The following is a 23,727-nucleotide window of genomic DNA, read 5'->3' on the forward strand; positions in this document are numbered from 1 at the left end:
GCCAGGGTGGCAGCAACTGCGATCGCCTCAGTGGTGATCTTCGGGAACACGGCAATACACTGGTCGCGTCGCGTCTGCAGGAGCGGCAACAGGACCTCTGAACCGATGTTCACCCCCAAGAGGAGCAACGATGCGAACCGCCGCCGTACGAAGCGCCGCTGGCGCGTCCCTGGGGCTCGCCGCCCTCCTGCTCCTCAGTGGATGCACCCTCGTGACGACACTGGCCAGTGGGGGCTCCGACCCCGTGGTGACGACGACGTCGACGTCCACTGCCGAGGAGACCGAGTCGGCCACGCCCACCGCATCCGAGACGGCAACACCAACACCAACCGCGGTGGCTGGCACGATGACCGGCATCGAGGACCTCGCGGTCGGCGACTGCTTCGACCTCGAATCGGATTCCGACGACGCTGAGCTCTTCCCGAACTGCGACTCGCTGCACACGTACGAGGCGTATCACTCCGAGAACATGTCGGGCGGTGACACCTTCCCCGGCGACTCGGCGATCGACACTGCCCTCGAGTACATCTGCTCCGCAGCGTTCACGGGCTTCATCGGGGCGGAGCCGTTCCTGACCGAATGGAACTACACGGGCATCGTGCCGAGCGCCGAGTCATGGGCCAGCGGCGACCGAGAAGTGCTGTGCATCGTGACGCCCCTCGACGGTCAGGCCACTGCGGGGACGGCTGCGGGTTCCGCCAGCTAGCCTGGTGGGGTGTCCTCCCGAATCCCCGCAACGCTCTTGGCCGTGCTCGTCGTCAGCGGAGCGCTGACGGCCTGTGCGAGCTCCCCGGAGACGCCCCGCGTGGTTCCGATCACGGATGTGAGAGCTGGCGATTGCTTCTCGTCGGACGCGGACCTCACCGTTGCGACGCTTGCGGCGTCGTGCGCGGACCCACACCTCTACGAGGTGCTCTCGGTGGCACCGAGCGAACTCGGTGAGGCGTTCCCGGGCGATGACGCTCTGGCCTCCGAAGCGGATGCACGGTGCTCAGCTCAGTTCGCCGAGCTCGGGCGAGACGCGGTCGCGGGCCTCACTGCGCTGCATCTTGTTCCGAGCGAACGGAGCTGGAGCGAGGGCGACCGCAACCTGGTCTGCCTCATTGCAAGCAGCAAGGGTGACGAGCTGAGCGGCTCACGCCTGCCGACCAACGGCTAGGTTCCGTTTCCTGGCGGGCCTGCCGCCTGTGGACAGCGGCGGCGCGTGTCGGAGGTGCCGGGTAGCGTTCTGCGCACAGCAGGTTCTCGATCAGCGCCGTCCGTGTCCCTTCCGGTTCGCGGAGATTGCAGGATTCCGCATCCGGAGAGGAAAGCCCTTGCCAGCTACCAGCATCACCCCTGACCTCGTCGTCGGCGAGGATGGCCTCGCCCGGCCGCTGTGGGCGAGCCGCGACGAGCTGCTCATGCAGTACTACGACACGGAATGGGGCATGCCCGTCACCGACGAGCGTGGCGTCTTCGAGCGGTTGTGCCTCGAGATCTTCCAGTCCGGGCTCTCTTGGCGCCTCATCCTGCAGCGGAGGCCGTTGCTGCGCGAGGCGTTCGCAGGTTTCGACGTCGACGCGGTGGCCGGGTTCGGCGATGACGACTTCGAGCGACTGATGAGCGACCCCGGAGTGATCCGGAACCGACTGAAGATCTCGTCGGTCATGAGGAACGCTCGCGCGACGGTCGCGCTGCGCGAGAGCGAGCCACTCAACGAACTGGTCTGGGGCGCCAAGCCGACGACAACGCCGAGACCCGCGTCAGCGGCAGACGTGCCCAGCTCCAGCGACGAGTCGCGACAGCTCACGAAGAGTCTCAAGGCGCGCGGCTTCAGCTTCGTCGGCCCAACCAACCTTTTCGCCCTCATGGAGGCCATCGGCATCGTCGACACGCACCTCGTCGGCAGCCATCGTCGCGGTACATCCGGCGTGTGGCCGGCGGACTGAGCCAGGCACCGCACACTGCAGACAACAAAACCCCGACTCCCCAGTGTTCAACTGGGCAGTCGGGGCCTTCGCTCATGACGTGGGTTTCGTGGAGATGGGGGGAATCGAACTCGCGCCGGACCCCCGGAACGACGCGAGCAGTCTCTCGCACCCCGTCGTTCCAGGGGTTGGCAAGAGTGACGGGGGGTGCGAGGGAGGGCCAAGTTTCGCGAAGTGTGGGCAGAATGTGGGCACGGTAAGGCCCGCTGTCGGTGGCCTGTGCGAACATCCCCGGGATGAACGAACCAGCTGTGCAGGTCACCGCCGACGTCGCCCTCGAGTCGCTCGCGCTGCGGTGCGAGACCGTCGCCGAGCGGGTTGACTCGAAGTGGACGAAGCGCATCGTCTGCTGGCGTCCCGTCGCGACCCGCCCCGTGGACGACATGTCATGGCTCATCTGGGGCGAGACGCCCCCGCTACGAGAGGTCGACGGCGTGCTCGTGCCGGTGCCCGTGACTGTCGACGGCGACTCCTACGAGCCGATCATCCTCGAACCGCTCGAGGTGTTCGACGCATGGCTCGAGCTGCTGCAATGGGTGACCGAAGGCGACGTGCGCGCCGAGGTGCGCCACGCGCTCGATGCCGGGACCATGAGCCAGAAGGAGTGGGCGATCTCCCACGGCAACGCGCAGATCCGCGGCACCGTCACGCTCGAAGGCGACGCCCTGGCCGCCGAGCGCCTCGCGTCCGAGCTTTCGATCGCGCTGCTCTACATGGCGCAGCGGGCTACGAGGAAGAAAGGCTGGTGAGCCTCCTCGCGGTCGTTGGGCGGCTATGTCGCCCGGGATGCTGGCTCTTCGAGGTCATCTGAAGCCGTCAGAGATGTAGCGCACCCGTAGGCAACCGAGAACGCCGCGGTTACTGTAGGGGTATGACCACGATCACTGTTCCCGATGAGCAGCTCCTCGAGCTCGTCGCATGTGCCGTGGTTGCAGACGAGGTTGAATCGCCCTACGATCTGGAAGTCCTCCGGTCTTGGCCTTCACCCGTCCCCGAGATGGTCTCTTTCGTGCTCACGTTCTGGCGAGACGAGTACCGGGCACCCACGTTCGCGGAATTCGCTACAGCGACGTCCTGACCGTCGCTTGGAAGCGCATCAACGTGCACGCTTCCACTGTGTTCGCCCCGATCTGCCGAAGCGCCGACGAGACCTGTGACATGGGCAGGTGTCGAGCATCGACCCACTGCTCCCATTGCTTCTCCAACAGGCGCTTGTCTTCTGGCTTGGTGACCTTGTCGACATGGACTCCACCAAGTCCGTTTGCTGCCACCCGTACGACGTTCTTGACCGTGAACATCTCACCATCGAGTGTTAGTAGACGGTAGGCAAGGAATTGGTCTAGCGACGCCAGGCGCATGTCCTTGGTCCCCTTGGCAACGCGCCGATCCAACTCGTACGGCTCGTATTCGAGGACCACGCCATGCGTGTGAGCTTGAACTTCTCGCTGCTGTGGGATCAGGAATCGCGGATGATTCCCGAGGACACGACCTACCTTGTTCAGTGTCCCCTCGAGCAGGAACTCCCGCAGAATCTTGCTGGAAGCGATGACGGTGAACTCGTCCGCCTCGAAGTCGGTAGCTGCCTGCAGCGAATCAAGGCTGCGGAGGAAATGTCTGCGTAGGTCAAAGGCCACAAAGCCGATCCTCCCATTAACGACGAAACCGCCCCCTCCCGCGAAGCGTCGTCCCGGGTGTCCGGGATCGCTTCAGCGAGAGGGGGCGAAGTCATGTATCAGACTGTGGGTATGGACAACGGAGCTTTCTGGCTGCCCGCCCTACTCGGTGCTGGTGGTGTCGTGGTGGCCGCATTGATACCAATCGTCATAGGTCTACTCGCGCAGCCGATCGCACTCAGACGTATCGAGCTGCTCAACACGAGTGTCGAGGGAGCCGGCAGCGGGGCGGCCAAGAGCGATCTGGCTTCCGTTCGAGATCAGAGTGTGATCGAGTACAAGCGCAGGTTCGAGGGAGCGGGCGCGAAGTCCTGGCTCTCGTACGGGTTGAGCTACGGCGGCGTCAACATTGTGATGTTTCTTGTGACGCTCGGCCGCAATGACTGGAACCTGGAACGATTGCAGAGCAGCAACTGGGATGCCCTGCTCCTCGTGTTCCATTTCCTCTTCATCATTGGTTCCGCGTGGGCAGTTCTCTACTCACGTGATCGCGCCACGCTGCGAGACGAGCGTCAAGCAAGTTAGACGCGGTACTCGGCGGGGACGCCCTTGCCGATGAAACTGAGGTAGCTGACGGTGCCGGCCGCGACTCCGGTGAGGAGCGCGGAGCCGAGCGCGATGACGAGGCCGACGCCTTGTGCTCCGACGTCGCCCCAGGTCACGGCCTGGGAGGCGATCGCGTAGCCCGCGAAGGCGGTGCTTGCTGTCTGCGCTCCGGTGCGGATGCCTGCCTTGGCAGCGGCGACGTGGGTGCCGGCGGCGAGCGGATCGCGTTCGAGGTCAGCGTCGCGCTGTTCGGCGGCAAGCTTCACTGTGCGCTCGCCGTGCTCGCCGTACGTCTCGGCGGGATCTGAGATGAGTGACATTTGGGTTACTCCTTCTGTGTGGGGGTGGTGTCGGGGTCTGGCTGGTACTCCGGCCAGGGCGGGATCGTGCTCTCGTCAACGCACTCGGCGGCGATGAGTCGGCGGATCAGGAGCGACGCGAACTCCTCGACCTTGCGGCGACGCCGCGCTTCGCGGTCGGTGGCCTTCCGGGCCTTCTCGACCTGCTCGTGCGCCTTGTCGACGTCGTTGCGGATCTGCTGGGCTCGGCCGGTCAGGCGTCGGTAGACGTGCTTCGTGGCGGGCCAGATGACTGATCCGACGCCGAAGGCCGTGGCGAGCGTGCCGACGACTCGGAGCGTCTCGAGGTCCATTCGGGGGTTACCTCAGTTTCGGTCGAGGCTCGTAGGCGTACTTCCATGTCTGGGCGATGCGGAGTCCGGCGATGATGATGCCGAAACCGAAGAGCGTCATCTGCGCGTACCGGTTGCCGGTGCCCGTGATCTGCAGGTAGATGACGGTGCCGAGGTAGATCGCGAGTCCGAGCAGGAGGAGCCCGCAGGCGAGCTTCTCGGCCCACCACCACCCGGGGAGGACCGCCAGGCTGCCGACGATGCCGGCAGCCAGGGATAGCCACCCCCAGGCGGTGGTGAGCGCGGGTCCGATCTCCACCTCGATGGAGGTCGGCGGGGCGATGAGAGCTGCGAGGCCGAGCATGATCGCTAGGACGTATGCGCACAGGAAGAACGCCTTGAGGTACGGGTGGATGGACAGCTCGCGCCACGCCCACCGCCCGAATGAGGCGCGAGCGCTCGTCATGCGCCGAGCTTGGCGGCGATCCGGTGGAGGATGCCGCCCTTCTTCGCGTCGCTGAGGTCGTTGATGACGCCACGCACGATGTAGGAGCCGTTCGCTTCGCGGGCGAGCTCGGACACGGCGGAGATGTCGGCGTCGTTCATGCGGACGGGCTTGACCTCGAGGCCGAGCTGCGCGCGAAGGGTCTGGATGGACGCGACGCGAGCCATGGAGGCAACGTGCGCGACGCCGCCTTCGTAGACGTAGAGCGCACCGTTCTGGGCGCTCTGGATGAGGACGGGAACGGACATGATTTCCTCCAGCTGCTGGTTGAGTGATGGTGTGCCGGCAACGAGCGCCTGGCGCTTCCGCTCGGCCTCGTTCCCGATGTAGTCGAGCGGCATTCCGCCCGGGCATGCGGTCGAGTAGGAGACTCCCCACCGGCCGAGCATTTCGCGGTGGCCGTAGAGGTTGGAGCGGCTGATCGTGAAGCCGTTGCGGAAGGCGACGTCGGCGGCGAGCGAGGCGATCGAGTCGATGTTCTCGGGCGACTGCGGCCACCCGGATGCGTCGCCAACGGCCGAGTTGACGCACTCCATCGTGAAGGCCTGCGAGTCACGCGACGCGGACCCGGAGGTCCAGGCGCGCGACTCTTCCTCGACGACTTCGTACAGCTGCCCGCGGGGGCCGACGACGGCGTTGGCGGACACCTGGCGGGATCCGCTCGTCATCATGTTGATGGTCTGTGAGGCGGAGCCGTTCGCGGTGTGGTGGAGTTGGATCTCGATGATGCGAGAGCCGAACCGCGACGACTTCTGGTGCGTGGGGTGCGTGCTCGTGTAGAGCTTCGACCTAGACAAGGCGGTCCTCCTCGGGGATCTCAACGAACGGAAGGGCTTCGATGGGCTTGCCCTCGAAGCGGGGCCCTTCCCAGCGGATGACGAGCACCCAGGCGACCTCGCAGGAGTCCTCTGGGTCGAGGTCTCCGATGCGAGCGGCGCCGGGGACGTCGTGCGCGACCGTGATGCCGGGGTGCTCCGACTCTGGGTGTCGGTCGAAGTACGCGGCGAGCTCCTGGTTCGCCTCGCGGGACAGGTCGGGGTGGTCGAAGGGGATGCGGAAGCGTCCGTCTTCGGTGGTGATCGTGACGGCGGTGAACCGGCCGTCGGTGTCCTGTTCGAGGACGTCGAGCAGGCCGCTAAGGTGCTGCCCCTCGGGGAGCAGCGCGAGCGCTTCAGACATGTGATGCCTCCTGGGTTGCATGAGAAAAGCCCCGCCGAGGGGCGAGGCTGGGCGCCAGTAGAGTGACGCCGTGGACTTGATTGCGATCTTCGATGAATGGGCAGCCAGAGCTGCGCTCGTGCTTGGGCTCTTCGCTACTGTTGTTGCCCTGCTAGCCCGCCGAGACGCTGGCTTTCGCAAGGCCTGGTCCGTCGAACACCGCGAGGTGCCAACAGGACTTCCCAGTGGGGAGACCAAGTGGGTCGCGCACGTCGTCAACACGACAAGAGACCGGGCCGAGGTGACTGGGCTTTTCTTCTCGCCAACAATCCCGATCGGATTCAACTGGCCGCAGTTGGATCCTGGTGAGTCATTCGAAGTGGACACGACGCGGATCGACGGCATCGTGATCAACTGGAAGCGACCGGGTAAAGCACGCGTCTATCGCTACATGCACCGGCCTATGCGAACTCCTTGGAAGTACCGCATCAAGGAGGCATGGAACCGCCTCCGCGATGTTCCTCGCTAGGTGGATTCGTCCGGTGTCGGCAGCGTGTCGGTGAGCGCGGCCCGGATCTCCTCCGGGTCGCCGCCGTCCTCCACGAACCGCTTCGCGGATGCGGCGATGTCGAGCGGCACCTGACGCATACGCGCCCGCTTCTCCTGCTCCGTCGCGGCCGCGATGCGCAGCTCTTCGAGTTGTTCGTCGGTGAGTGTTGCGAGCTCGTCGAGAGACATGAGCACGTCCTTTCGCTAGACGGGAGTGCCGATCAGGGCACCGGTCGGCCATGCCTCAGCGGTGAGCGCGGTGAGGGTCGCGTACGTCCACGAGTTCGACCCCGCCGACTGGTAGAAGAGCCCCGCCGACTTCCAGCCGAGCAGCGAGTTCGCGATCGCCGCACCCTCGCGCCACACCTGCGACGCGACTCGTCCGGTCGGACGAAACCCCGGCATGCCAGTCGCGCCGCCAGGCGAGATCATGATCTCCCCGGCCTGCGTGGGCCAGACGTCCGACACCAGGAACGTCACCTCGTCGTTGATGCGACGGAAGTTGATGAACCCGTACGCGTGATTGAACGCGGCGGGCAAGGCGACTCGCCGCCACCCAGTGTCACCGCGCAGCACGGACCATCCGGTGTTGGTGTTGGTGCCGCTGACCTTGATCCACTGACTCGCGCCGTTCGTGCCGAGCAGGCCACCGCTCGTGAACGTGTCCCGGTACACCGTCCCCGGCGAGGCCGTGACGACACCGTTCGGCATGCCCGTGCCGACGAGGTCCACGTTCGGCATGCCGGACGCGCCCTGCGGGCCAATGCCGCCCTGCGTGCCAGGCGACCCAGCGCGGAGGCCGAGCGCGAGAGTCAGGTTCGGATACGAGCCCGACAGGCTCGCCGTCATCACGACCATCCCGAGCCGAATGGACGTGCCGTCGACACACCCGAAGATGACAGGCACCGACGCCATCCGAGCAACCGGAACCGACCGCTACACCCTCACGGACGAAGGCAAGGAGTTCGTGCGTCGCTGGTTCGGCGCCCAGCCCCTCGATAGGCCTGACATCGCCGAGGACTAAAGCTTCGCGACGCTGGACGCAGCCTAAGTAAGGTTCGAGGCATGTCAATCACTTTTACAGCCGCAAGCTTTGTGGGAACAGCGCCGGACTGGGTCGCCGCAATCGGAACTGTTCTGGCCGCCGTGGGCGCGGTCATCATATTCGGCATCGGCGTCGGCCTGCGAGCGAAATCGCAAGCCGCACGCGTCTACGCGACACTGGACCGACGGTTCTTCTTCGACCCCACGCGAGAACTCGACATGCAGCTCAAGTTCAGGGACGACCTGACCGGTGTCGGCGTCGAAGTCAGCCAGTTCAACCCGCAGCAGCTGGACCTCATCATGAGGCCAACTACGCAGGCCCTCATCCTCACCTGCACGATCCACAATGGAAGCGACGAAATCATGGGCCCGGCCCGCGTCGACGTTTACAGCCCGGTGCAGGACGCATTCATCGCCACACTCCAGCCCGAAGTCATTCTGATGCCAGGAGAATCGCAGACGATCTCTTGCGCGATTCCTTCACTTGACCGCCCGTTCCGAGAAGTTCTCCGGCTCCGTGTTGTCTACCGTGACAGCTCAAACCGGTGGTGGCAGCGGTTCGAGAAGGAGTCAGCCCGACGTGCAGGAGTGCAGATCCTCGCCTCGACGGGTGACGACGAGCAGCTCGCGCGACGGCTTAGTACCCTACGTCCGCCAAAGCTGTAGCTCACGGCTCGAAGCGAAAGCGATCCGCTGCTGGTCAGACGAAGGAATCGACGATGAGGGAGTGCTCGACGTCTCCGTCGATGACCAAGAGAGATCCCGCTCCGTCATGATTGCCCACCGCGACAACCCGGGCATCCAAAGGAAACTCCTGCAACATCGCGATTACGTCGCGTACGGAATACATTCTCAATCCCACCTCCAGCAAGGACGCAATGAAACCGACCGAATCGGCAGCAACACTGACCCGCCGCGCCAGCGAAGCCTGTGCAGCCGCAATCCTGGAGATGCAAAGTTGGTCCGAACGTTCACTGAGCGTCCTCCCATTCCAAGACCCCGACGTTGCTTTCGACGGGTGGCTCGTGCTGACACAGAGCGCACCACCGGCAGACGCCATCATGAAATTCGGAGATGCAGTGCTGTGGGCCCGAGCTGCCCTTGACCACATCGCGTGGGACCTATATACCGACCTCGTCGACCACGAGGACCCGCGAAAAGCCGACAGACTCTACTTCCCAGTCCGAGCCACACGGGGGGACTTTGACGGCACGATGAAAGCCACTTTCCCTGGCGCCACACCGGAAGTGGTGGACATCTTTCTGAGCATTCAGGATCACCAGACCGGCAAGAATCTGCTGGAACCTTTGAATAAACTATCGACGGATCTCCGACACAGAGCACTCGGAGTGGCTGCGTACCCCGACCTCAAGGCCGAATTCGTGATGCCAGATGTCCCCGAGCATCTGAGCTTGGACCTTGGCATTCCGCAGACCCGGACCCTCACCACTCGCGAACCCAGTGTGGCCTGCTTGATCGGATGGCGAACCGTTGAGGGAATTGAGGTCGCTCGCGATGCGGCTCCTCCGGTGCCTGCCCTCCCCGAACTGAACATTGGCCTCGGCGTTTCCGGGCTGCGTGGCGCTTTGTCTCTCGAGTCGCTATCTGAGTGTTTGGATCGCTTCTCGATGTTCGTGCTTCGGTATCGTCTCGCGACAGGTCGTTAAGGGTTCGGCTACAAGCTCGCGACGCTGAACTCAGCGACCTTGAGCCCCGTCCCCTGCGCATGCCCAAGGACACCAACGAGGGTCTGAGCCGCGAGCGTGCCCTCGTTGATCTCGAGCACCTGCACGCCGTTCACGAGGGCCTTCAGGTTCGCGCCGTTCGCGACGACCGTGATGCGGTCACCCGCCTGCGGTACGAGCGGGATCGACGCGCCGACGGCTGACGTGGTTCCGCCCTCAGACTTCCAGAACTGCAAGCCTGGGGTCGTCGAGTCGATGCGGAACGACAGCCACCAGTATCCGCCCGCACCGTACCGGAACAGGAGGCCACCGCCTCGAGCGGCCGGGGTAGCGCCGATCGCGCCGATCCGCATCGACACGCGCATGTTGCCCGTGCCCGCGTCGAGCGACACGACACCGGTCGCGGTCATGTTCGCGAAATCGAGCATCCCGTTGAGGATGCGAGCGGGAGTGGCGGGGCTCCCGTTCTTCACCCACGGCACCGCCGCGTACGACGTCGACCCGAGGTCGGCCGAGTTGGGACGCTCGAAGTCGTCGTAAATGTACGGCGGGAACACGCGCAGTTGCCCGCCGCGCGGCGTCCCCTTGCCGCGGAACTTGTGCAGCTCGGACATGATCCTCCTAGATCCAGTTCAGCTCTGAGAGCCGGTCGGTGATGAGCTTCAGCGCCGGCACTCGGGCCGCTTCGCTGAGGTGCAGGTCGTCGGACGAGATCGACGGGCCCTTGTTGCCGAGCGCGATCTGCGCGAGATCCGCCGCCGTGGGCGTGATGCCCAGGTCGGTGTAGATGCGCGTCGAACCGACATACGACGCCAAGTCCACGCAGCGGCGCCCGTAGGTCGCGAGGTGCGCGTTGATGCGATCGAGGCGCGTCCGCTCCGCACTGGACGGGGAGAGGTTCGTGTCCCGGAAGTTGTTCACGAACAGCACGTACTTGCCCGACGCCTTCGCGAAGTGGTAGGCCTGATCGATCCACGAGATGAGCGTCGCGACGTCCGTCTCCGCGGCACCGAGCCCGGTCGTGTTGTTCTTGACCGGGTTGATGACCACGATGCCGTCCGCATGCTGAGCGAAGTCGGGGGTGAACACCGACCCGGCAGGAGCAGACACTGCGACACCAGACGCCGACCGGGTGAACGTCCACTGCGTGAGCGTGCCCTGCGCCTTCGACATGACACCCGGCACCCCCGCCAGCACACCCGACCACGAGAACGCGTTCCAGATGTTCGGCGGCACGTTCGTCGAGGACACCGCCACCGACCCAGACGCGGGGATCGCGGCCACCTCAGACGTCACGAGCGGGCGCGAACCGAAGCGCGCGAACTGCTGCTCGCCCAGGATGCCCCCGTTCGCACCCTGGTGCAGCGTCAGCCCGTTCGGCCCAGTCCACGACGACCACGGCAAGCCCGCGAACGTCGATGATCCGACCGACACGAGCTTCGTGCGCGCGACGCTCACGAGCTTCGTCCGAACTCCCGTGCTGGCATCCATGAGGAACGTGTCCCCACCGACCTGCTCGGTGACGGTCGGGCCGCCCCGAGAAGCGGCCGCGACGCTCGCAGTCGGCCCGGACGGCACGTACAGCGAGCCGTCCGTCAGCACACCGAACCAGACGTAGCCTGCCTGGTCCACGAACGCGAGCTCGAAATCGACCTCCGAGTCAAGCAGAGGGACATGCACGATGCCGGCGATGTCCTCCGCCAGCAGGGGACGATGCTCCGCGACGACGTGGAAATTCTCATCCTCGGAAAACAGCGACACATACCCGTTCTCATCGAACGCACCCCGCAGCAGCTTCGTGCCCGAAGGAACACCCTGCGGAATCCACTTCGACGCCAGCTCGGCATCCACAGCACCGTCAGCGATAGACGAAACCATCTCGGTGACCGTGCCACCAAGACCTTCGTCGAGCGCCTCCGCGACAGCCGGAACGACACGACCGTCGATCTTGCTCCTGAACAGTGTGGGGCTATCCATCAGCGACGACGCCGAGATGTCGTCGAGCGCCTTCGCCTCGAAGCCGGTGCCCCAGCTCACGGGATCAGTCATCATGCCTCCCTCGGGCGGAACATTGGCGGGAACGTGGAGTTATCGAGCCACCAGCCGCCGATCGACACGGCACGGCCGGGATCGACCGGGCCGACCGCGAACGCGTTCTCGGGCGCCGGGATTTTGAGCAGCTGCGACAGCGGACCACCCTCAGCGGGAACGTGGAGCGGCCAGGGAATGTCCGCGAACCCCTCGGGAGCGTCGTCGATCCACTCGACGGAGACCTTGTAGTGGCACGCGGGCCGGAGCGTCGTGGTCTGCGCAACTTTCGCGACACCGATGCCGGTTTCCATGTCGATCTCGGACCACTTCACGACGACACGGCCGACGAGCACACCGTCCGGGCCGATCGCGCCGTGTCGAGAGGGCGTGAAGATGAAGTTCGCGCGGCGTCCACGCGTCGATTCGAGACCGAACGTCTTCAGCGTGAACGGAACATCAGGCACGCGACACTCCGAGGTCCTTGGCCATCTCGTCGTACTTCTGCTCGAGCCACGCCGTCGTGAAATGCTCAGCGGCACAGGCGAAGGTCACCGGCTCGACGGGGATGTACTTCCCACCCTCCGTGGTGAACCCCTCGATCGTGATCCGCAGGGTGAGCGGCGCGAAGGTCTTGCGAGCGTTCGTCGACTGCGCGCGAGCACGCGCCTGGTTCTTCTGTCCGGGGGTCTGCTTGGTAGCCATGGGAGCTCCTATCGCGGGTGGGTGAACTGGATGCCGCGCGGGCCCGTGACCGAGCGGTCGCCGAAGTCGCGCAGAGCGTTGCGGGGGTTGAGAGCGATCGCCTGGGCACCGCGAGTGAGGGTGACGTGGAAGCACACGTGCGGGCCGCCGCTCACTCCGCTCGAGCCGACGTAGCCGAGGAGCGTTCCCGCGTCCACGACGTCGCCCCACGCCACGAGAGGCGCACTGAGCAGGTGGTAGTACCCCGTGTTGAGACCGTCGTGACGAATCCACACCTGGTGCCCGCCGCCGGCTTCGGCGCGCGGATCGTCCTCAGCGAGAGCGACGTCGACGACACCGGCGGCAGCCGCGTAGACCGGGGTCCCACGCGGCGCCCCGATGTCGAGCGCGAGATGCTGCTCGAACTCGCCCGGTGGCGCATCCAACCGCTGACGAGGGCCGAAGCCGCTCCCCGGCGTGAAGCTCGCGAGGCTCATATCGATGGGCCAGGTGAGGATCTGCTCCTCCAGCGTTGGCTCGTACCGCATCGGAGACTCCTACCCGTTCCAGGGCTTCGTGATGTAGCCCTCTGGGTCGATCGGCACACCGTTCTGGTGCACCTCCATGTGGAGGTGGGGGCCGGTCGAGGTCCCGGTGCTGCCGACGTTGCCGAGGACTTGCTTCTTCGTGACGTGCTGCCCCACGGACACGGCGGGCGTGCTCTCCATGTGGGCGTAGAGCGTCTCGATGCCGTTCCCGTGGTCCACGACGACGTGATAGCCGAACCCAGTCGCGGGGTTGCCGCCGGCGAACGTCACCGTGCCCGCGCCCGCCGACGGGATGGGCGTGCCGGCGCCGAGCGTGAAGTCGACGCCCTTGTGATCCGTTGAGCCGATGCCGCCCGGGCTCACGCGGGGTCCGAAGCCGTCGCTGATCGTGGCCGGGTCGAAGGGCCACTCGAGGTCACCCATCGGCCCGCCGACGCTCTGCGGGACGGACATGATCTGGTTGCTTCGCCGGATCAACCACTCGTCGCTGGTCTGCAGCTCGGTGACGCTGCTGACACCCGGGATGAACATCGTCTCGTTGAGCCAGATGCGATCCACGGTGGCGTAGCTGGCGGTGATGCCAGACGAGTTGATGGTGGTCGAGTTGCTGCCGGCGGCGACGGTGATCTGGTTGCTCTCGATACGCACTCCGCCGGCGACGATCGCGCCGTTGACGGTGAGCGTCGAGGAGAGCGTCGCGGCGCCGGAGATAGTGACCGCGCCGCTGATCGTGACGCTGCCCCCGAGCGTGGTGTTGCCGGAGGCCTCGAAGGTGCTCATGACCTTTGTCGCGCCGGTGATGGTGAGCGCGCCGGTGATGAACCCGGATCCGTTGATCCTCGTCGTGCCGTTGAGGAATACGTCGCCGGTCGATGTGAGCACGCCCGAGATGGACAGTGCTCCCGAGATGCCGACGGCGCCCTCGAGCGTCACTGCACCGATCGAGGTCAGGTCGCCGGAGATGGTGACCGAGCCTGAGATCGTCAGCGCACCTTCGATGAAGGTGGGGCCGATGAGGCGGTTCTCGCCCGTCAGCAGGTTCATCCCCGCCGCGGTGAAGGTGCCCTCGAAGTCGACGGTGCCGTTCGCGTAGAGCGACCCGGACCCGTCGGGGCCGCCGAAGATCGAGATGGACCCGGTGACCTCGCCGACGCCGTCGAGGAACCAGAGACCGGTGATGCGTTCGGAGCCCTCGACGAGGAGGCCCTCGTTCGACGCGACGCGGAACGCACCCTCGGTGACCGATGTGTGCCCGGCCGGGTTGGCTGTGCCGAGGCGCTTCACCTGGCGGGCCATCTCGATCGAACGGGGAGCCTTGGTATCGACGCGCTTCACGCAGCACCCCCGATCAGACCTGCTGGTAGTCGACCGTCAGGAAGTGCTTCGATTCGGAGTTGTGGCCGACGCCGATGACGTACTGCATCGACGTCGAGGCGGGGAAGCGCTCGTCGCCGGCGTCCTCGAACGGCATCTTCCAGCCGGGCTTCACGTCGACGCCGTAGACGCCTGCGCCGACGGGAGCTGCGGCCCGCAGGCCGCTCTCGTACTGGCGGATCGGCGCGATGCGCGCTTTGAGCGCGGCCATGGCGAGCGAGTTCAGCTTCGCGGGATCGGATTCGTTCTTGAACGACTCCGTGGCGTCGATGACGGGCATGCCGTCGCGGGATGGCCAGGCGGGGTCGTAGATGCCGAAGCCGAGGCGCATGTCCTCGTCCGACCCCTTTCCGACGCCGAAGATGCCGGTGACGACCTTCGACCCGTCCTCCGTGAACGACAGCTCGTGCAGCGGGTGCTGCCTGGCACTGACCTGCACATCGAACGGCAGCTCCGGGAACTCGGGGTTGCCCCACTTCGCCTGCCAGTAGAAGTTCCCGGTCTCCGTGTCCCACATCGGTTCGATGTAGACGTCCGGGCCGTTGAATGAATCCTGGATGGCGCTGGTGGCTTCCTCGCCGGTGGTGAGCGTCCACTTCTTGTAGTCCGCGATCTCAGACCCGGCGGTGGCCGGCGGGAGGCGGATGGGGAGGTTGAACGCGTTCGGGATGCCCTCGAGCTCCGGGCGGCGGAAGAGCAGCTGCCACAGACGCGTGAGGAGCCCACCCTTGGAGTAGCCGGCCTCGAATACGTGCGGGGCGACCTCGTAGTTGTTGGTCATCATGAAGTAGCGCAGGTCCGCGAGGTAGCGGAACTCCTTCGACGTGACCGTGGAGATGCCCGTCGTCCGCGACCACCGCTCGTTGATGAGGATGCCCGCGTACTTCGCGATCTTCGGCCCGCGGTTGATGGAGTACGACGTCACGAGGGTGCGGTTGACCTTGCCGAGCAGGTCCTGCCACGTCTCCGGGGCGAGCTTGTTCCTCGCGTTGCGGAGGTGGAAGGTGTGCGAGCCATCGCCGATGCCGTTGAGCACCGTGCGCCAGTTCCAGGACGACGGGTAGACGGGCTGGATCAGCTCACCAGTCAAGGTGCTGACGATGTCGTGGTGCCAGGTGATGTCGATCGGGTTCACGACACCCCCTGGCGGTCACACGAATGTCGGGAGGAAGTACGGCGAGAACTCGCCGGTGCCGCCGTGAGGTTCGAGGCGAACCTCGACGATCTGCTTGGACGGGAGGTCCCACCCCTGGCCGGAGTGCTTCGCGCGGTTGACGATCACGCCGTTGCGCCGCACGTACTCCCACGTGAGGTCCACCTCGTGCACCTGGCCAGTGCTCAGTGGTGCGCGGATGCGCAGCCACCGGTCACCGCCCCAGAGGGTGTAGCCGTTCGGCATGTTCGACGTGGCGCGTACCCGGATCGACACGTCCGCCGCGTACGTGCCCCTGTTGATGAGCTCGAGCGGGGCCGACGAGTAGGGAAGCTGCCCGGACTGACCCTCGACGGGTTGCCCGTACTGCCTGGGGTTCGGTGCCTTCACCTGGATCAGGTAGTCCGCGAGGTAGTGCCGCGACGGGCGCCGGCGAGGTCGGAACTCCGGGATGCCGTTGCGCTGCACGCTCGCCCAGAGCTGCTCGCCGAGCTCATCAACGATCAGACGCTCGAAGCCGCCGCTAGAGAGCAGCGACCGGAAGCCGTTCCGGTAGTTGATGAGCTCGGCAGCAGTCTCGGCGACCGCGTGCCCCTCCCAGGAGATGGTTCGCGTGCTCAGCTGGCCAGGCAGCTCGAGCGCGCCGGGCCCGTTGGGGTTGTCCGCCTCGTCCACGCGAAGGTCGACGCCGTCGGACCACCCCTGGATGCCCTTCTTCCCGATGTAGAGGCCGGCGACGCGGTCGTAGTCGGCCACGAAGCCGTTGAACTTGAATCCAGCGAGCTCCGCTGCCAAGGTCACAGGACGCTCCCCATCTCGAAGTTCTCCCGCTCCCGCTGGCGACGCAGGAACTCGTCCGTCGTCTCCCCCGGGTACTGGTGGATCTCGTTGTTGAAGTTGACAATCCGGTCACCCTGACGAGCGCCCACTGGCTCCCGCACGGTCGTGGCGACGACGGCACTGAACGATGCGACTTCCTGGGCCTGCGCCGCGACGCGGGACAGCGCCGGAAGGCGCTGCTCCATGCCACCGGCGTAGTCCTCGATGAGCGCGTTACCCGAGTAGCTCGTGTAACCGCGTCCCGAGAACCGCCCCCGCTTGGCGGGCGACTGCGGGAAGAACCCACCGATGAAGTCCATGACGCCACCGATTGACTCGGTGATGCCGGGGAACATCGCCTCGACGCCATCGAGCAGGCCCTGGATGAGGGCCTTGCCCGAGTCGACGAGCCAGTCGCCGATGCCAGCGAAGAAGCCCATGATCTGGTCAGGGAGCGCCTGCAGGAAGTTGACCGCTCGACCGATGTTGACTTCGATCTCGCGGACGAACATCGTCACGCCCTGCACCATGTCGGTCCAGAGCTTGATGAAGAACAGCTTGATGCCGCCCCAGACCGCGTTCCAGACCGAGGAGATCGCGTTGACGACGTTCGTGATGATGGTCTGCACCATCGTCACGTAGGCCGTGACAGCGGCGACGAGGAACGTCCAGATGCCGACGAAGAACGACGAGATGCCGCCCCACACCGTGTTCCAGACGGTCGTGATCACCGTGAGGACCGTCGAGATGATGGCCTGCACGATCGCGATGTAGGTGGTGACCGCGAACACGATCAGGCCCCACACGAACTGGAAGGCTGCGACGAGCCCGTTCCACACGAAGTTCCACGCCGTCACGATGGCCCCGAGGACCGTCGTGATGATCGTCATGACGATGTTGATGTACGTCGTCACGGCGAACACGATCGCCTGCCACACGAACTGCGCGACGGCGACGATCCCATTCCAGATCCCGGTGAAGAACTCCCCGAGGGCGGTGAACACGGTCGTCGCGACGGCCACGATGTTCGCCCACGCCTCGCCGAGGAAGCGACTGAACTCGGTCCAGATCGCCTGCCCCAGCTCGGTCTGCGTGAAGAACCACACGATGGCGGCCACGAGGGCCACCACAGCGGCGATGATGAGGCCGATGGGGTTGGCGGTCATCGCGGCGTTCATGAGCCACTGGGCAGCCGCTGCGGCCCTCGTAGCAACCGCCGAAGCGACCGTGGCGACCCGCTGAGCGACGAGAGCAGCGGTGTTCCGAGCTGTCGCCAGGAATCCGCCGGTCTGCGCCGCCGTGTTGGTCGCCGTGGCGCCCGTGTTCGCGACGGTCGCCGCGGTGACGGCCGTGCGCGAGCGGGCGAGCTGCCAGTCGATGATCGCGCGAGACAGACCCAGCGTGTTGCTCGCGAGGAGCACCGGAGCCTGCGCGACCTGCGCGGCCGTGACCGCCTGAGAGGCGACCCGCCATGCCACGAAGCCCGCGACAATAGCCGGCATCCAGGCAACGATCGTCTCCGCGTTGTCCGCGAGGAACGAGAGCCCTGAGGCGAGGATGCTGATGCCGCCCGAAGCGAGCGTCACCAGTCCCCCGCCGAGCTCCGGCAGCTGCGCCGTGAAGGAGGAGACTGCCGGCATGAGTTCCTGCACGCTCGTGCCGATGCTGCCGAAGGCGGGACCGAACGAGCCGAGCGAGGACGTGAAGCCGGAGAAGCTCGAGAAGTCGAGCCCCGCGGTGGCGTCCACGACCTGGCGCACGACGAACGCGACGCGCTCCATGAAGCCCGGGAAGCCCGAGCTGGTCACGTCGCCGTCGTTCGCCACCCATGCGGCGCGGAACGCGGTGATGCCGCCCCGCAGTTCCTCGAACACGGTGCGAGACACGAAGGCCAGGCGCTCCATGAAGCCGGGGAACCCGGACGACGTGACGTCGCCATCGAAGGCGGTCCACGACGCCGAGAATGCGGTGATGCCGCCGCGCAGCTCTGTGAGCGTGTCCGCGGTGAACTTGCCGAAGATCACGCCGAGCTCGGCGGCCTTGGGCGTGAGGGTGTCGAGGATGCTCGTGAAGTCACCCATGAGGGGCTTCAGCTGCGAGAAGAACCCGCCGCCTTCGCCGCCTGCGTCGAGGAACGCGGCACCGACTCGGCCGACTGCGGCGAGCACGTTCTGCCAAGCGCCGATGAACGACGTCTGGCCCATGATGCCGGCGGCGCCACCGATGTTCTTGTTGATGGCGTTGAGGAACATCTCCGAGGAGATGGCACCCTCGGAGGCCATCTTCTTGACCTCTTCAGCCGTGGTGCCGGCTTCCTCCGCGAGGTACTGGTAGATCGGGATGCCGCGGTCGGCGAGCTGGTTGAGATCGTCCGTGTAGGCCTTCTGCGAGGTCTGCACCTTGCCGAAGATGGAGCCCATGTCGGAGAACCCGACGCCGGCCACTGCGGCTGCGTCGCCGACGGACTTGAGGTAGGTGGTGAGCTGCTCGCCGGGCTTGACGCCGGCGGCGACTGCGGATGCGGCGGCGCCTGCTGCGTCGCCGAGTCCGAAGGCGGTCCCCTTGACGGAGGCGAGCGCGCTGTCCATGACGTTCTGCACGGACGTCGCGTCGTGGCCGAGGGCGCTGAGCTTGGACCTCGCGGTGTCGATGCCGACGAGTCGCTGGAAGCCGAGCGCGGCCGTGATACCGCCTGCAGCGGTGACGACGCCAGCGATGGGCGTGGCCAGGGAGGCGATGGAGCTGCCGATGCTCTTGACGGTGCCGGCGACGCTGGCGGCAGCCGACTTGAAGCCTGAGGCGAATCCGGATCCTGCCCCGGTGCCTGCCTTGGTGAAGCCGGTCTTCGCGGTCGCCGTTGCGGCGGTCGCGGTGGAGTTGACCTCGTCCACGGTCTTCTTGCGGAAGCCGGGGAAGACTGGGCTGATGGGAATGTGGCCGGAGCCGAGCTTCGTTGACACCGGCCACCCCCGTCGCTAGTCGAAGGCAGACATCTCGGCGAGCTGCTCGGCCATGAGATTCCGGTCCGCTTCAGTGACCTGCCCGCGTTCCCACGGCAGCGGCAGTTGCACCGGTGCCGCTCCCTTGGGACGCATGGAGTTGAGCGTTGCTTCGGCGTGCATGGCCGCGACGAACTCGCCGTAGGTGATCGGGAATGACCACCCGGCGAGCGCGGCTTGGTAGTGCGAGCCGAATTCGTGCTGGAGGCGACGTGTGTGACCTACCGCCTCGCCCCAGGTGACCGTCTTGCCGAAGTCGGCGACGGAGATCCCGAGGCGAGCGCGGAAGTCATACGTGAGGGCGTCGCGGTGCTCCTCTAGCTCTCCGAGGAGCCATCGGATTCCCCCAGCGAGGTTCCTGCGACCTTCTGCCAGAGCTCGAAGTAGCGGCCAGCGAATGCCATGACCGCGATGACGCCCTGCTCCTGGAGGATTGGCACTTCGTCCTTCTGGCCCAGGAACTCCAAGACGGCCATCATCTGGTCGTCGGAGCCCTCGCCGGCCTCCATGATCTCGGTGAGCTTCGAGTACGGGACGTCGAGCGAGGTCTTGAGGATGAAGCCGGACGGGAACTTCGCCGCGAGCGACTTCTCCACGAGCAGGAACTTCGGCTTCAGCTCCGAGCGGAGGCGCTCGACTGCTTCTTCCTCGGCCTCTTCGGTCCAGTTGTCGAAGTCAAGGTCTGTGAGTTCGATCTCGGCGACGGGCTCGGGAGCTGCCTTCGCGGCGGGGCGGCGGGTTGCGGTCTTGCGTGTGGTCGTCATGGCGACTGCCTTTCATGGGTGGTGATGGAGTCATGGGTGTGGGTGGTGCGCCGGCCGGAGTGACCCATGAACACTCCGGCCGGCGGTCTCTAGCCCCCGCGCGTATACGGGAACGTGGCAGAGCTCGTGGAGCCCTTCAGAACCTGGATGGGGGCGGATCCGGCGGTGCCCGCGGGGACGACTGCCTTGATCTGAGTCGCGGAGTCGATCACGTAGTTCGCCGCGGGGATCGTGCCGAAGCGCACTCCCGTGACGGCCGCGAAGCCGGTGCCGGTGATCGTGACCGTGTCGCCCGCAACCGCAGCGCCGGGGGTGGCCGCGCTGATCGTGGGCGGCGGGTTAGTGACGACGTACTCGGGGTAGATGAACCATTCCGCGAAGAAGTGGTCCTCGAACCACTCGTGAGGCTCCCACTGCAGGGTCGCGATCCACCCTCGGTTCGAGCCCTTCTCGGCCTTGTCACGCTCGAGCTCGGAGATGAAGAACACTCCGTTGTTGCGCTCGAGGAGACCTCGGCGCTGACCCTCGATCGGCTTGTAGACCGTCTCGGCGTAGCCCAGGTACCGCTTGGCGGTGACGAGCTCGCCGACAAGGATGCGGCCGTGCTCGTCGGCGGTCTTGCCACGGATGAACTCGCGGACGATGGGGTCGGTCTGCGCGAGCCCGACCTTGAGCGTCAGGACGTCCTCGCCGTTGAGCGAGTAGCCGCGCTGGAAGAACTCGACCTTGTCGCCGGCCTCGCCGCCCTGCTCGAAGCCCTCGTCGGACTTGAAGAGGCCGAGCTTGCGGTACGCGGGGTAGTTGTCCTTCAGCTTGAAGATGCGCTGACCGCCGTCTTCAGATGTGATGACGTTCTCCTCGGCGAGCGGCGCAAAGCCGAAGGAACCGCCGATCGGGATGGCGACGGCTGCGAGGGTGTTGCCCTGCTCGTCTGGTTCGTACATGAGGTGCTCCTTAACGAAGAAAGCCACCTCAGTGGGTGGCGAGAGGTGGTGGTGATTTGGGTCAGGTCGACCCGACGACGGTGTAGCCGACGGTGAAGTAGCAGCGAGCGCGGTCCTGCGTTTCGGCCACGCGTTCGGGGCCGATGATGTCGTCGTCGTCGATGGACGTGATCGGCCCGTCGAGGAACGGGAGGTAGGGGTCAGAGAAGATCCCGAGAGCGAGACGCGCGAGGTCGCCAGCTGGCTTGTCGTTCGATCGTGTGCCGGCGATGACCGTGAAGCCCACTCTTCGTTCGAAGCTGAGCGGCGGAGTCTTGATGCCGGAGAAGTCCTGGATGACGATCAGCCCGTCCGGGAGCTCGCCGCCTGGGAACTTGTTGCCGAGCATCACTCCCGGCAGCTGGGAGCGCCCGTAGTCGGCGAGCCAGAGCTCGAGGTCGGGCGGGGTGACCCTAGCCACGAGCTGACCGGATGAGGCCGCGGGCCATGGGCGCGTCCTGCGACTCGATGACGATCGCGGCTGGGTCGTCGGACACGACGGCGAACTCCGATCGGTCGTCGCGGGACGTTTTCACGACGTGGATGCTCTCGACGTAGTCGCCGGTGTCGACGGGCGCGACGGCCCGCACGTTGTCGGCGACGCGATCGGCAGCGTCACGCGTCAGGGCGGTGACCTCGGGCGAGTGCGCGACGACTTGGAAGAACGACTCGTCGAACTCGAAGTCGCGGACGAGCGCCATCAGCCGAGGTCCTCTCGGAGCGTCACGAACGTGCCCGGCGTCCACCCGGTGAAGGGGTTCTTCGGCACGTCGGGGAAGCCGACAACGTGCCAGAGCCGAGGTCCCTGTCGAATTCGATCGCCGCGCTTCACGTCCGCGTGCGGATCGGTGAGCACGAGGAGGGACGTGGACAGGGTCTGCTCGCGGCCGACCGTCACGGTGTCCGTGGAGCCCTGGGAATCGAAGTAGCCGGCGAAGGTCGCCGTCTCCGGGTCGTCCCAGGTCTCGGCTGTGTCGTCGGGGTTGTAGGCGTCAGGGATGAGCCGAGCGCGCTCGCGCACGAACTCGTCGGTGAACTCCATCAGCTGTACTCCTCATCTGGCCAGACGTGCTTGAAAGGCCGCGCCTTCGGGAAGTTCCCCTCGGGATGGCCTGCGCTGTCGCCCAAGCCGACCAGTGAACGCAGCGAGTCGCGATCTTCCTTGGTGAAGGCCGACTGCACGTCCCGGTATGAGACGCGCGCCGTCGCCACACCCTGTGAGGAGATGTGACGGCTCCCCCGAGTCGGGAGCAGCTCGCGAGCCACGGCCCTGAGGATCGCGACGGCGTCCTTCGCCGGTTCCCCTTCGAGTCGATCGACGCCGGGGGCGATGGAGCGAGCCGCGACGAGGACGCGGCGAGCCGTGTCCTCATCGACGCCCGTGAGCTGCGCGTAGGTGATCACTCCATCGCCCCTTCCGTCACTTCGCCGGCGGGGCGGCTGCCTTCGCAGCTGCCTCGGCTTCGGCCGCCTCGCGAGCGGCTCGGGCCTCGTCCGTCTCGGCGGGTTCGTCGATCGTGACCGTCTTGACGAGCTCGAGCGCCTTCAGGCGCTTCAGCTCATCGGCTGGCACTCCGGAAGGCAGGTACTTGCCCTTCTTGAAGTAGGCCTCGCCGCCGGGTGCGCCGGGCACCTTGACGACGATCATGGTCGCGACGACCTGGTTGCGCTGCTTGGCCATCAGAGCCCCGTTCCGGTGATGACGCGACCTGCGCCCGGGTCGGTGACGACCGGGACGGTGACGCGGCGAGCGCGAAGCAGGTAGCTGTCGGTCTCTTCCTTGCGGATCGACTTCGTCTCGATGCCCGCGAAGGCCTTCGAGTAGCCGGGGCCGCCGAGGTCCTCGTCGGCCATGCCGCCGAGCTCCGCCGTGTCCACGAGCAGCGGTGCTGCCGTGGGGACGTTCGGCGACCGGAGCCACGTCATGTCCAGGACGGTGGGCCATGCGCCCGTGATGAGCGGGTTCGCAGCCTCGCGCGGGAGGAGGCCCGCCTTGAGGAACTGCGACATGACCTTGGCGTACGCAGTGGGCGTGAGCACGATCGTGTCCAGCGAGCGCCCCTCGCCGTCTTCCTCGGCCGCCGCCTTGGCGAGTTCGATGTCGAGCACGATGGCGTCGACCGACGTCCACGCAGCGCTCGCTGCGAGGGTGCTGGTGACCTTCGACGCGATGACGCCGAGCGCCGCCGAGTCGACGAACTTCACCATGCGGTTGACGACCTGGACGAGGCTCTTGTTCAGGACGTCGATGCCGCGACGCTTGATCGACTCGTCGGTGATGGGCGTGTCACGGCCCCACTTGTCGACTCGAGCGGCGGAGAGGTCGCCGACGTTGGTCTGCGAGCGCGGGTACTCGCCGCCAGGCGCGATCGACTCGGGGTCGTCGTCAGAGAACACCGGGTCGCCGTTCTCGTACAGCACGGCGCCGCCGACGGAACGGTAGCGCCCGGTGAGAAGCGCATCCGAGATGAACTTCTGCGCGGCGAGGGTGCGAACCCGGCGCGCGATTGCGGCCTGCGAGCCGAGCAGCTGGTGGATCTGCTCGGCACTCAGGTCCTCCGTACCGAGCAGCGCCGGTACGGGGTAGGTCAGTGAGGTCATTTCCTCGTTCTCC

34 protein-coding genes are annotated in these 23,727 nt (G+C 66.0%); 9 read left to right on the plus strand and 25 right to left on the minus strand.

Features of this window, described 5'->3' with window-relative positions; all coding sequences use genetic code 11:
- Window positions 1–130: 130 nt before the first annotated feature.
- The 4 genes from C5B97_RS11655 (at window position 131) to C5B97_RS11670 (ending at window position 2,719) form a co-directional block, all read left to right on the plus strand.
- Complete coding sequence (locus C5B97_RS11655) at window positions 131–706, plus strand: septum formation family protein (RefSeq protein WP_104312185.1); 576 nt, start codon at window positions 131–133, stop codon at window positions 704–706.
- Window positions 707–715: 9 nt separating this feature from the next.
- Window positions 716–1,159: a septum formation family protein gene (locus tag C5B97_RS11660; protein WP_104312186.1), complete on the plus strand. Its 444-nt coding sequence runs from the start codon at window positions 716–718 to the stop codon at window positions 1,157–1,159.
- Between the two features lie 157 nt (window positions 1,160–1,316).
- Complete coding sequence (locus tag C5B97_RS11665) at window positions 1,317–1,931, plus strand: DNA-3-methyladenine glycosylase I (protein ID WP_218854927.1); 615 nt, start codon at window positions 1,317–1,319, stop codon at window positions 1,929–1,931.
- A gap of 275 nt (window positions 1,932–2,206) precedes the next feature.
- Entirely contained in the window at window positions 2,207–2,719 is a 513-nt protein-coding gene (locus C5B97_RS11670; protein WP_104312187.1) for a hypothetical protein, read from the plus strand.
- Between the two features lie 312 nt (window positions 2,720–3,031).
- Here C5B97_RS11670 and C5B97_RS11680 read toward each other — a convergent pair whose 3' ends face one another.
- A complete protein-coding gene (locus C5B97_RS11680) occupies window positions 3,032–3,604 on the minus strand; it encodes a hypothetical protein (protein WP_104312189.1) in 573 nt (190 codons plus the stop codon).
- 111 nt (window positions 3,605–3,715) lie between these two features.
- Between C5B97_RS11680 and C5B97_RS11685 the strand changes: the two genes are divergently transcribed.
- Entirely contained in the window at window positions 3,716–4,168 is a 453-nt protein-coding gene (locus C5B97_RS11685; protein ID WP_146080798.1) for a hypothetical protein, read from the plus strand.
- Here the strand turns inward: C5B97_RS11685 and C5B97_RS11690 are convergent.
- Genes C5B97_RS11690 through C5B97_RS11710 form a run of 5 tightly spaced genes read right to left on the minus strand, consistent with a single transcriptional unit; the run spans window position 4,165 to window position 6,504 of the window.
- On the minus strand, window positions 4,165–4,509 hold the full coding sequence (locus tag C5B97_RS11690) for a hypothetical protein (protein ID WP_104312191.1): 345 nt from the start codon (window positions 4,507–4,509) through the stop codon (window positions 4,165–4,167). The genes C5B97_RS11685 and C5B97_RS11690 overlap by 4 nt on opposite strands.
- Window positions 4,510–4,514: 5 nt before the next feature.
- Complete coding sequence (locus tag C5B97_RS11695) at window positions 4,515–4,841, minus strand: hypothetical protein (RefSeq protein ID WP_104312192.1); 327 nt, start codon at window positions 4,839–4,841, stop codon at window positions 4,515–4,517.
- A 7-nt stretch (window positions 4,842–4,848) separates the two neighbouring features.
- Complete coding sequence (locus C5B97_RS11700; RefSeq protein WP_104312193.1) at window positions 4,849–5,286, minus strand: hypothetical protein; 438 nt, start codon at window positions 5,284–5,286, stop codon at window positions 4,849–4,851.
- The gene (locus tag C5B97_RS11705) at window positions 5,283–6,122 is read right to left on the minus strand and encodes a peptidoglycan recognition family protein (RefSeq protein WP_181026989.1); all 840 of its coding nucleotides are present in this window, start codon (window positions 6,120–6,122) and stop codon (window positions 5,283–5,285) included. The genes C5B97_RS11700 and C5B97_RS11705 overlap by 4 nt, the downstream gene beginning before the upstream one ends.
- Complete coding sequence (locus tag C5B97_RS11710) at window positions 6,115–6,504, minus strand: hypothetical protein (protein ID WP_104312195.1); 390 nt, start codon at window positions 6,502–6,504, stop codon at window positions 6,115–6,117. The genes C5B97_RS11705 and C5B97_RS11710 overlap by 8 nt, the downstream gene beginning before the upstream one ends.
- Window positions 6,505–6,574: 70 nt before the next feature.
- Between C5B97_RS11710 and C5B97_RS17760 the strand changes: the two genes are divergently transcribed.
- The gene (locus tag C5B97_RS17760; protein WP_146080799.1) at window positions 6,575–7,012 is read left to right on the plus strand and encodes a hypothetical protein; all 438 of its coding nucleotides are present in this window, start codon (window positions 6,575–6,577) and stop codon (window positions 7,010–7,012) included.
- Here the strand turns inward: C5B97_RS17760 and C5B97_RS11715 are convergent.
- Together C5B97_RS11715 and C5B97_RS11720 are read right to left on the minus strand one after the other, a co-directional pair.
- Window positions 7,009–7,221: a hypothetical protein gene (locus tag C5B97_RS11715; RefSeq protein WP_146080800.1), complete on the minus strand. Its 213-nt coding sequence runs from the start codon at window positions 7,219–7,221 to the stop codon at window positions 7,009–7,011. The two genes, C5B97_RS17760 and C5B97_RS11715, sit on opposite strands and share 4 nt — an antisense overlap.
- 15 nt (window positions 7,222–7,236) lie before the next feature.
- Entirely contained in the window at window positions 7,237–7,938 is a 702-nt protein-coding gene (locus C5B97_RS11720) for a hypothetical protein (protein WP_146080801.1), read from the minus strand.
- On the opposite strand from C5B97_RS11720, the gene C5B97_RS18235 reads away from it, so the two are divergent.
- From C5B97_RS18235 to C5B97_RS11730, 3 genes are all read left to right on the plus strand, one after another.
- Window positions 7,928–8,056 carry a hypothetical protein gene (locus C5B97_RS18235; protein ID WP_258068179.1) on the plus strand — a complete coding sequence of 43 codons (129 nt, stop codon included), beginning with the start codon at window positions 7,928–7,930 and terminating at the stop codon, window positions 8,054–8,056. The genes C5B97_RS11720 and C5B97_RS18235 overlap by 11 nt on opposite strands.
- A 41-nt stretch (window positions 8,057–8,097) precedes the next feature.
- Window positions 8,098–8,742, plus strand: coding sequence for a hypothetical protein (locus C5B97_RS11725; protein WP_104312198.1), 645 nt, complete (start codon window positions 8,098–8,100; stop codon window positions 8,740–8,742).
- Window positions 8,743–8,954: 212 nt separating this feature from the next.
- Window positions 8,955–9,743, plus strand: a complete 789-nt coding sequence (locus C5B97_RS11730) for a hypothetical protein (RefSeq protein ID WP_146080802.1) — start codon at window positions 8,955–8,957, stop codon at window positions 9,741–9,743.
- 8 nt (window positions 9,744–9,751) lie between these two features.
- On the opposite strand, the gene C5B97_RS11735 is transcribed toward C5B97_RS11730, so the two are convergent.
- The 17 genes from C5B97_RS11735 to C5B97_RS11815 form a co-directional block, all read right to left on the minus strand.
- Complete coding sequence (locus C5B97_RS11735) at window positions 9,752–10,375, minus strand: hypothetical protein (RefSeq protein WP_104312200.1); 624 nt, start codon at window positions 10,373–10,375, stop codon at window positions 9,752–9,754.
- Between the two features lie 7 nt (window positions 10,376–10,382).
- Window positions 10,383–11,810, minus strand: a complete 1,428-nt coding sequence (locus tag C5B97_RS11740) for a hypothetical protein (protein ID WP_104312201.1) — start codon at window positions 11,808–11,810, stop codon at window positions 10,383–10,385.
- Window positions 11,810–12,256, minus strand: coding sequence for a hypothetical protein (locus tag C5B97_RS11745; RefSeq protein WP_104312202.1), 447 nt, complete (start codon window positions 12,254–12,256; stop codon window positions 11,810–11,812). Before C5B97_RS11745 ends, C5B97_RS11740 begins: the two co-directional genes overlap by 1 nt.
- Entirely contained in the window at window positions 12,249–12,494 is a 246-nt protein-coding gene (locus C5B97_RS11750; RefSeq protein ID WP_104312203.1) for a hypothetical protein, read from the minus strand. The genes C5B97_RS11745 and C5B97_RS11750 overlap by 8 nt, the downstream gene beginning before the upstream one ends.
- A gap of 8 nt (window positions 12,495–12,502) precedes the next feature.
- Entirely contained in the window at window positions 12,503–13,021 is a 519-nt protein-coding gene (locus C5B97_RS11755; RefSeq protein ID WP_104312204.1) for a M23 family metallopeptidase, read from the minus strand.
- A 9-nt stretch (window positions 13,022–13,030) separates the two neighbouring features.
- Complete coding sequence (locus C5B97_RS11760) at window positions 13,031–14,356, minus strand: M23 family metallopeptidase (RefSeq protein ID WP_146080803.1); 1,326 nt, start codon at window positions 14,354–14,356, stop codon at window positions 13,031–13,033.
- 13 nt (window positions 14,357–14,369) lie between these two features.
- Entirely contained in the window at window positions 14,370–15,530 is a 1,161-nt protein-coding gene (locus C5B97_RS11765) for a hypothetical protein (protein WP_104312206.1), read from the minus strand.
- A 15-nt stretch (window positions 15,531–15,545) separates the two neighbouring features.
- A complete protein-coding gene (locus tag C5B97_RS11770; protein WP_146080804.1) occupies window positions 15,546–16,349 on the minus strand; it encodes a hypothetical protein in 804 nt (267 codons plus the stop codon).
- Entirely contained in the window at window positions 16,346–19,327 is a 2,982-nt protein-coding gene (locus C5B97_RS11775; protein ID WP_104312208.1) for a tape measure protein, read from the minus strand. Before C5B97_RS11775 ends, C5B97_RS11770 begins: the two co-directional genes overlap by 4 nt.
- A gap of 356 nt (window positions 19,328–19,683) precedes the next feature.
- Complete coding sequence (locus C5B97_RS11780; RefSeq protein ID WP_104312209.1) at window positions 19,684–20,130, minus strand: hypothetical protein; 447 nt, start codon at window positions 20,128–20,130, stop codon at window positions 19,684–19,686.
- A gap of 89 nt (window positions 20,131–20,219) precedes the next feature.
- Complete coding sequence (locus C5B97_RS11785; protein ID WP_104312210.1) at window positions 20,220–21,074, minus strand: IPT/TIG domain-containing protein; 855 nt, start codon at window positions 21,072–21,074, stop codon at window positions 20,220–20,222.
- A gap of 61 nt (window positions 21,075–21,135) precedes the next feature.
- A complete protein-coding gene (locus tag C5B97_RS11790; RefSeq protein ID WP_104312211.1) occupies window positions 21,136–21,534 on the minus strand; it encodes a hypothetical protein in 399 nt (132 codons plus the stop codon).
- Window positions 21,527–21,814 carry an HK97 gp10 family phage protein gene (locus C5B97_RS11795; RefSeq protein WP_104312212.1) on the minus strand — a complete coding sequence of 96 codons (288 nt, stop codon included), beginning with the start codon at window positions 21,812–21,814 and terminating at the stop codon, window positions 21,527–21,529. The genes C5B97_RS11790 and C5B97_RS11795 overlap by 8 nt, the downstream gene beginning before the upstream one ends.
- On the minus strand, window positions 21,814–22,155 hold the full coding sequence (locus C5B97_RS11800; protein ID WP_104312213.1) for a hypothetical protein: 342 nt from the start codon (window positions 22,153–22,155) through the stop codon (window positions 21,814–21,816). The genes C5B97_RS11795 and C5B97_RS11800 overlap by 1 nt, the downstream gene beginning before the upstream one ends.
- Window positions 22,155–22,517: a hypothetical protein gene (locus C5B97_RS11805; RefSeq protein WP_104312214.1), complete on the minus strand. Its 363-nt coding sequence runs from the start codon at window positions 22,515–22,517 to the stop codon at window positions 22,155–22,157. Before C5B97_RS11805 ends, C5B97_RS11800 begins: the two co-directional genes overlap by 1 nt.
- Window positions 22,518–22,533: 16 nt before the next feature.
- Complete coding sequence (locus C5B97_RS11810) at window positions 22,534–22,794, minus strand: hypothetical protein (protein ID WP_104312215.1); 261 nt, start codon at window positions 22,792–22,794, stop codon at window positions 22,534–22,536.
- On the minus strand, window positions 22,794–23,714 hold the full coding sequence (locus C5B97_RS11815) for a hypothetical protein (protein ID WP_219819797.1): 921 nt from the start codon (window positions 23,712–23,714) through the stop codon (window positions 22,794–22,796). The genes C5B97_RS11810 and C5B97_RS11815 overlap by 1 nt, the downstream gene beginning before the upstream one ends.
- Window positions 23,715–23,727: the final 13 nt, after the last annotated feature.

The sequence above is a fragment of the Pseudoclavibacter sp. RFBB5 genome, from assembly GCF_002931555.1.
GTDB lineage: Bacteria > Actinomycetota > Actinomycetes > Actinomycetales > Microbacteriaceae > Pseudoclavibacter.

Excerpts from the sequence above, each read along its gene's own strand:
- C5B97_RS11725 (WP_104312198.1), top strand. The coding sequence starts at position 8,098 with ATGTCAATCACTTTTACAGCCGCAAGCTTTGTGGGAACAGCGCCGGAC.
- C5B97_RS11735 (WP_104312200.1), bottom strand. The coding sequence starts at position 10,375 with ATGTCCGAGCTGCACAAGTTCCGCGGCAAGGGGACGCCGCGCGGCGGG.
- C5B97_RS11715 (WP_146080800.1), bottom strand. The coding sequence starts at position 7,221 with ATGTCTCTCGACGAGCTCGCAACACTCACCGACGAACAACTCGAAGAG.
- C5B97_RS11700 (WP_104312193.1), bottom strand. The coding sequence starts at position 5,286 with ATGACGAGCGCTCGCGCCTCATTCGGGCGGTGGGCGTGGCGCGAGCTG.
- C5B97_RS11670 (WP_104312187.1), top strand. The coding sequence starts at position 2,207 with ATGAACGAACCAGCTGTGCAGGTCACCGCCGACGTCGCCCTCGAGTCG.
- C5B97_RS11695 (WP_104312192.1), bottom strand. The coding sequence starts at position 4,841 with ATGGACCTCGAGACGCTCCGAGTCGTCGGCACGCTCGCCACGGCCTTC.
- C5B97_RS11800 (WP_104312213.1), bottom strand. The coding sequence starts at position 22,155 with ATGGAGTTCACCGACGAGTTCGTGCGCGAGCGCGCTCGGCTCATCCCT.
- C5B97_RS11810 (WP_104312215.1), bottom strand. The coding sequence starts at position 22,794 with ATGGCCAAGCAGCGCAACCAGGTCGTCGCGACCATGATCGTCGTCAAG.
- C5B97_RS11755 (WP_104312204.1), bottom strand. The coding sequence starts at position 13,021 with ATGCGGTACGAGCCAACGCTGGAGGAGCAGATCCTCACCTGGCCCATC.
- C5B97_RS11750 (WP_104312203.1), bottom strand. The coding sequence starts at position 12,494 with ATGGCTACCAAGCAGACCCCCGGACAGAAGAACCAGGCGCGTGCTCGC.
- C5B97_RS11795 (WP_104312212.1), bottom strand. The coding sequence starts at position 21,814 with ATGGCGCTCGTCCGCGACTTCGAGTTCGACGAGTCGTTCTTCCAAGTC.
- C5B97_RS11730 (WP_146080802.1), top strand. The coding sequence starts at position 8,955 with ATGAAACCGACCGAATCGGCAGCAACACTGACCCGCCGCGCCAGCGAA.
- C5B97_RS11780 (WP_104312209.1), bottom strand. The coding sequence starts at position 20,130 with ATGACGACCACACGCAAGACCGCAACCCGCCGCCCCGCCGCGAAGGCA.
- C5B97_RS11655 (WP_104312185.1), top strand. The coding sequence starts at position 131 with ATGCGAACCGCCGCCGTACGAAGCGCCGCTGGCGCGTCCCTGGGGCTC.
- C5B97_RS11785 (WP_104312210.1), bottom strand. The coding sequence starts at position 21,074 with ATGTACGAACCAGACGAGCAGGGCAACACCCTCGCAGCCGTCGCCATC.
- C5B97_RS11710 (WP_104312195.1), bottom strand. The coding sequence starts at position 6,504 with ATGTCTGAAGCGCTCGCGCTGCTCCCCGAGGGGCAGCACCTTAGCGGC.
- C5B97_RS11740 (WP_104312201.1), bottom strand. The coding sequence starts at position 11,810 with ATGACTGATCCCGTGAGCTGGGGCACCGGCTTCGAGGCGAAGGCGCTC.
- C5B97_RS11690 (WP_104312191.1), bottom strand. The coding sequence starts at position 4,509 with ATGTCACTCATCTCAGATCCCGCCGAGACGTACGGCGAGCACGGCGAG.
- C5B97_RS18235 (WP_258068179.1), top strand. The coding sequence starts at position 7,928 with ATGACAGGCACCGACGCCATCCGAGCAACCGGAACCGACCGCTACACC.
- C5B97_RS11815 (WP_219819797.1), bottom strand. The coding sequence starts at position 23,714 with ATGACCTCACTGACCTACCCCGTACCGGCGCTGCTCGGTACGGAGGAC.
- C5B97_RS11685 (WP_146080798.1), top strand. The coding sequence starts at position 3,716 with ATGGACAACGGAGCTTTCTGGCTGCCCGCCCTACTCGGTGCTGGTGGT.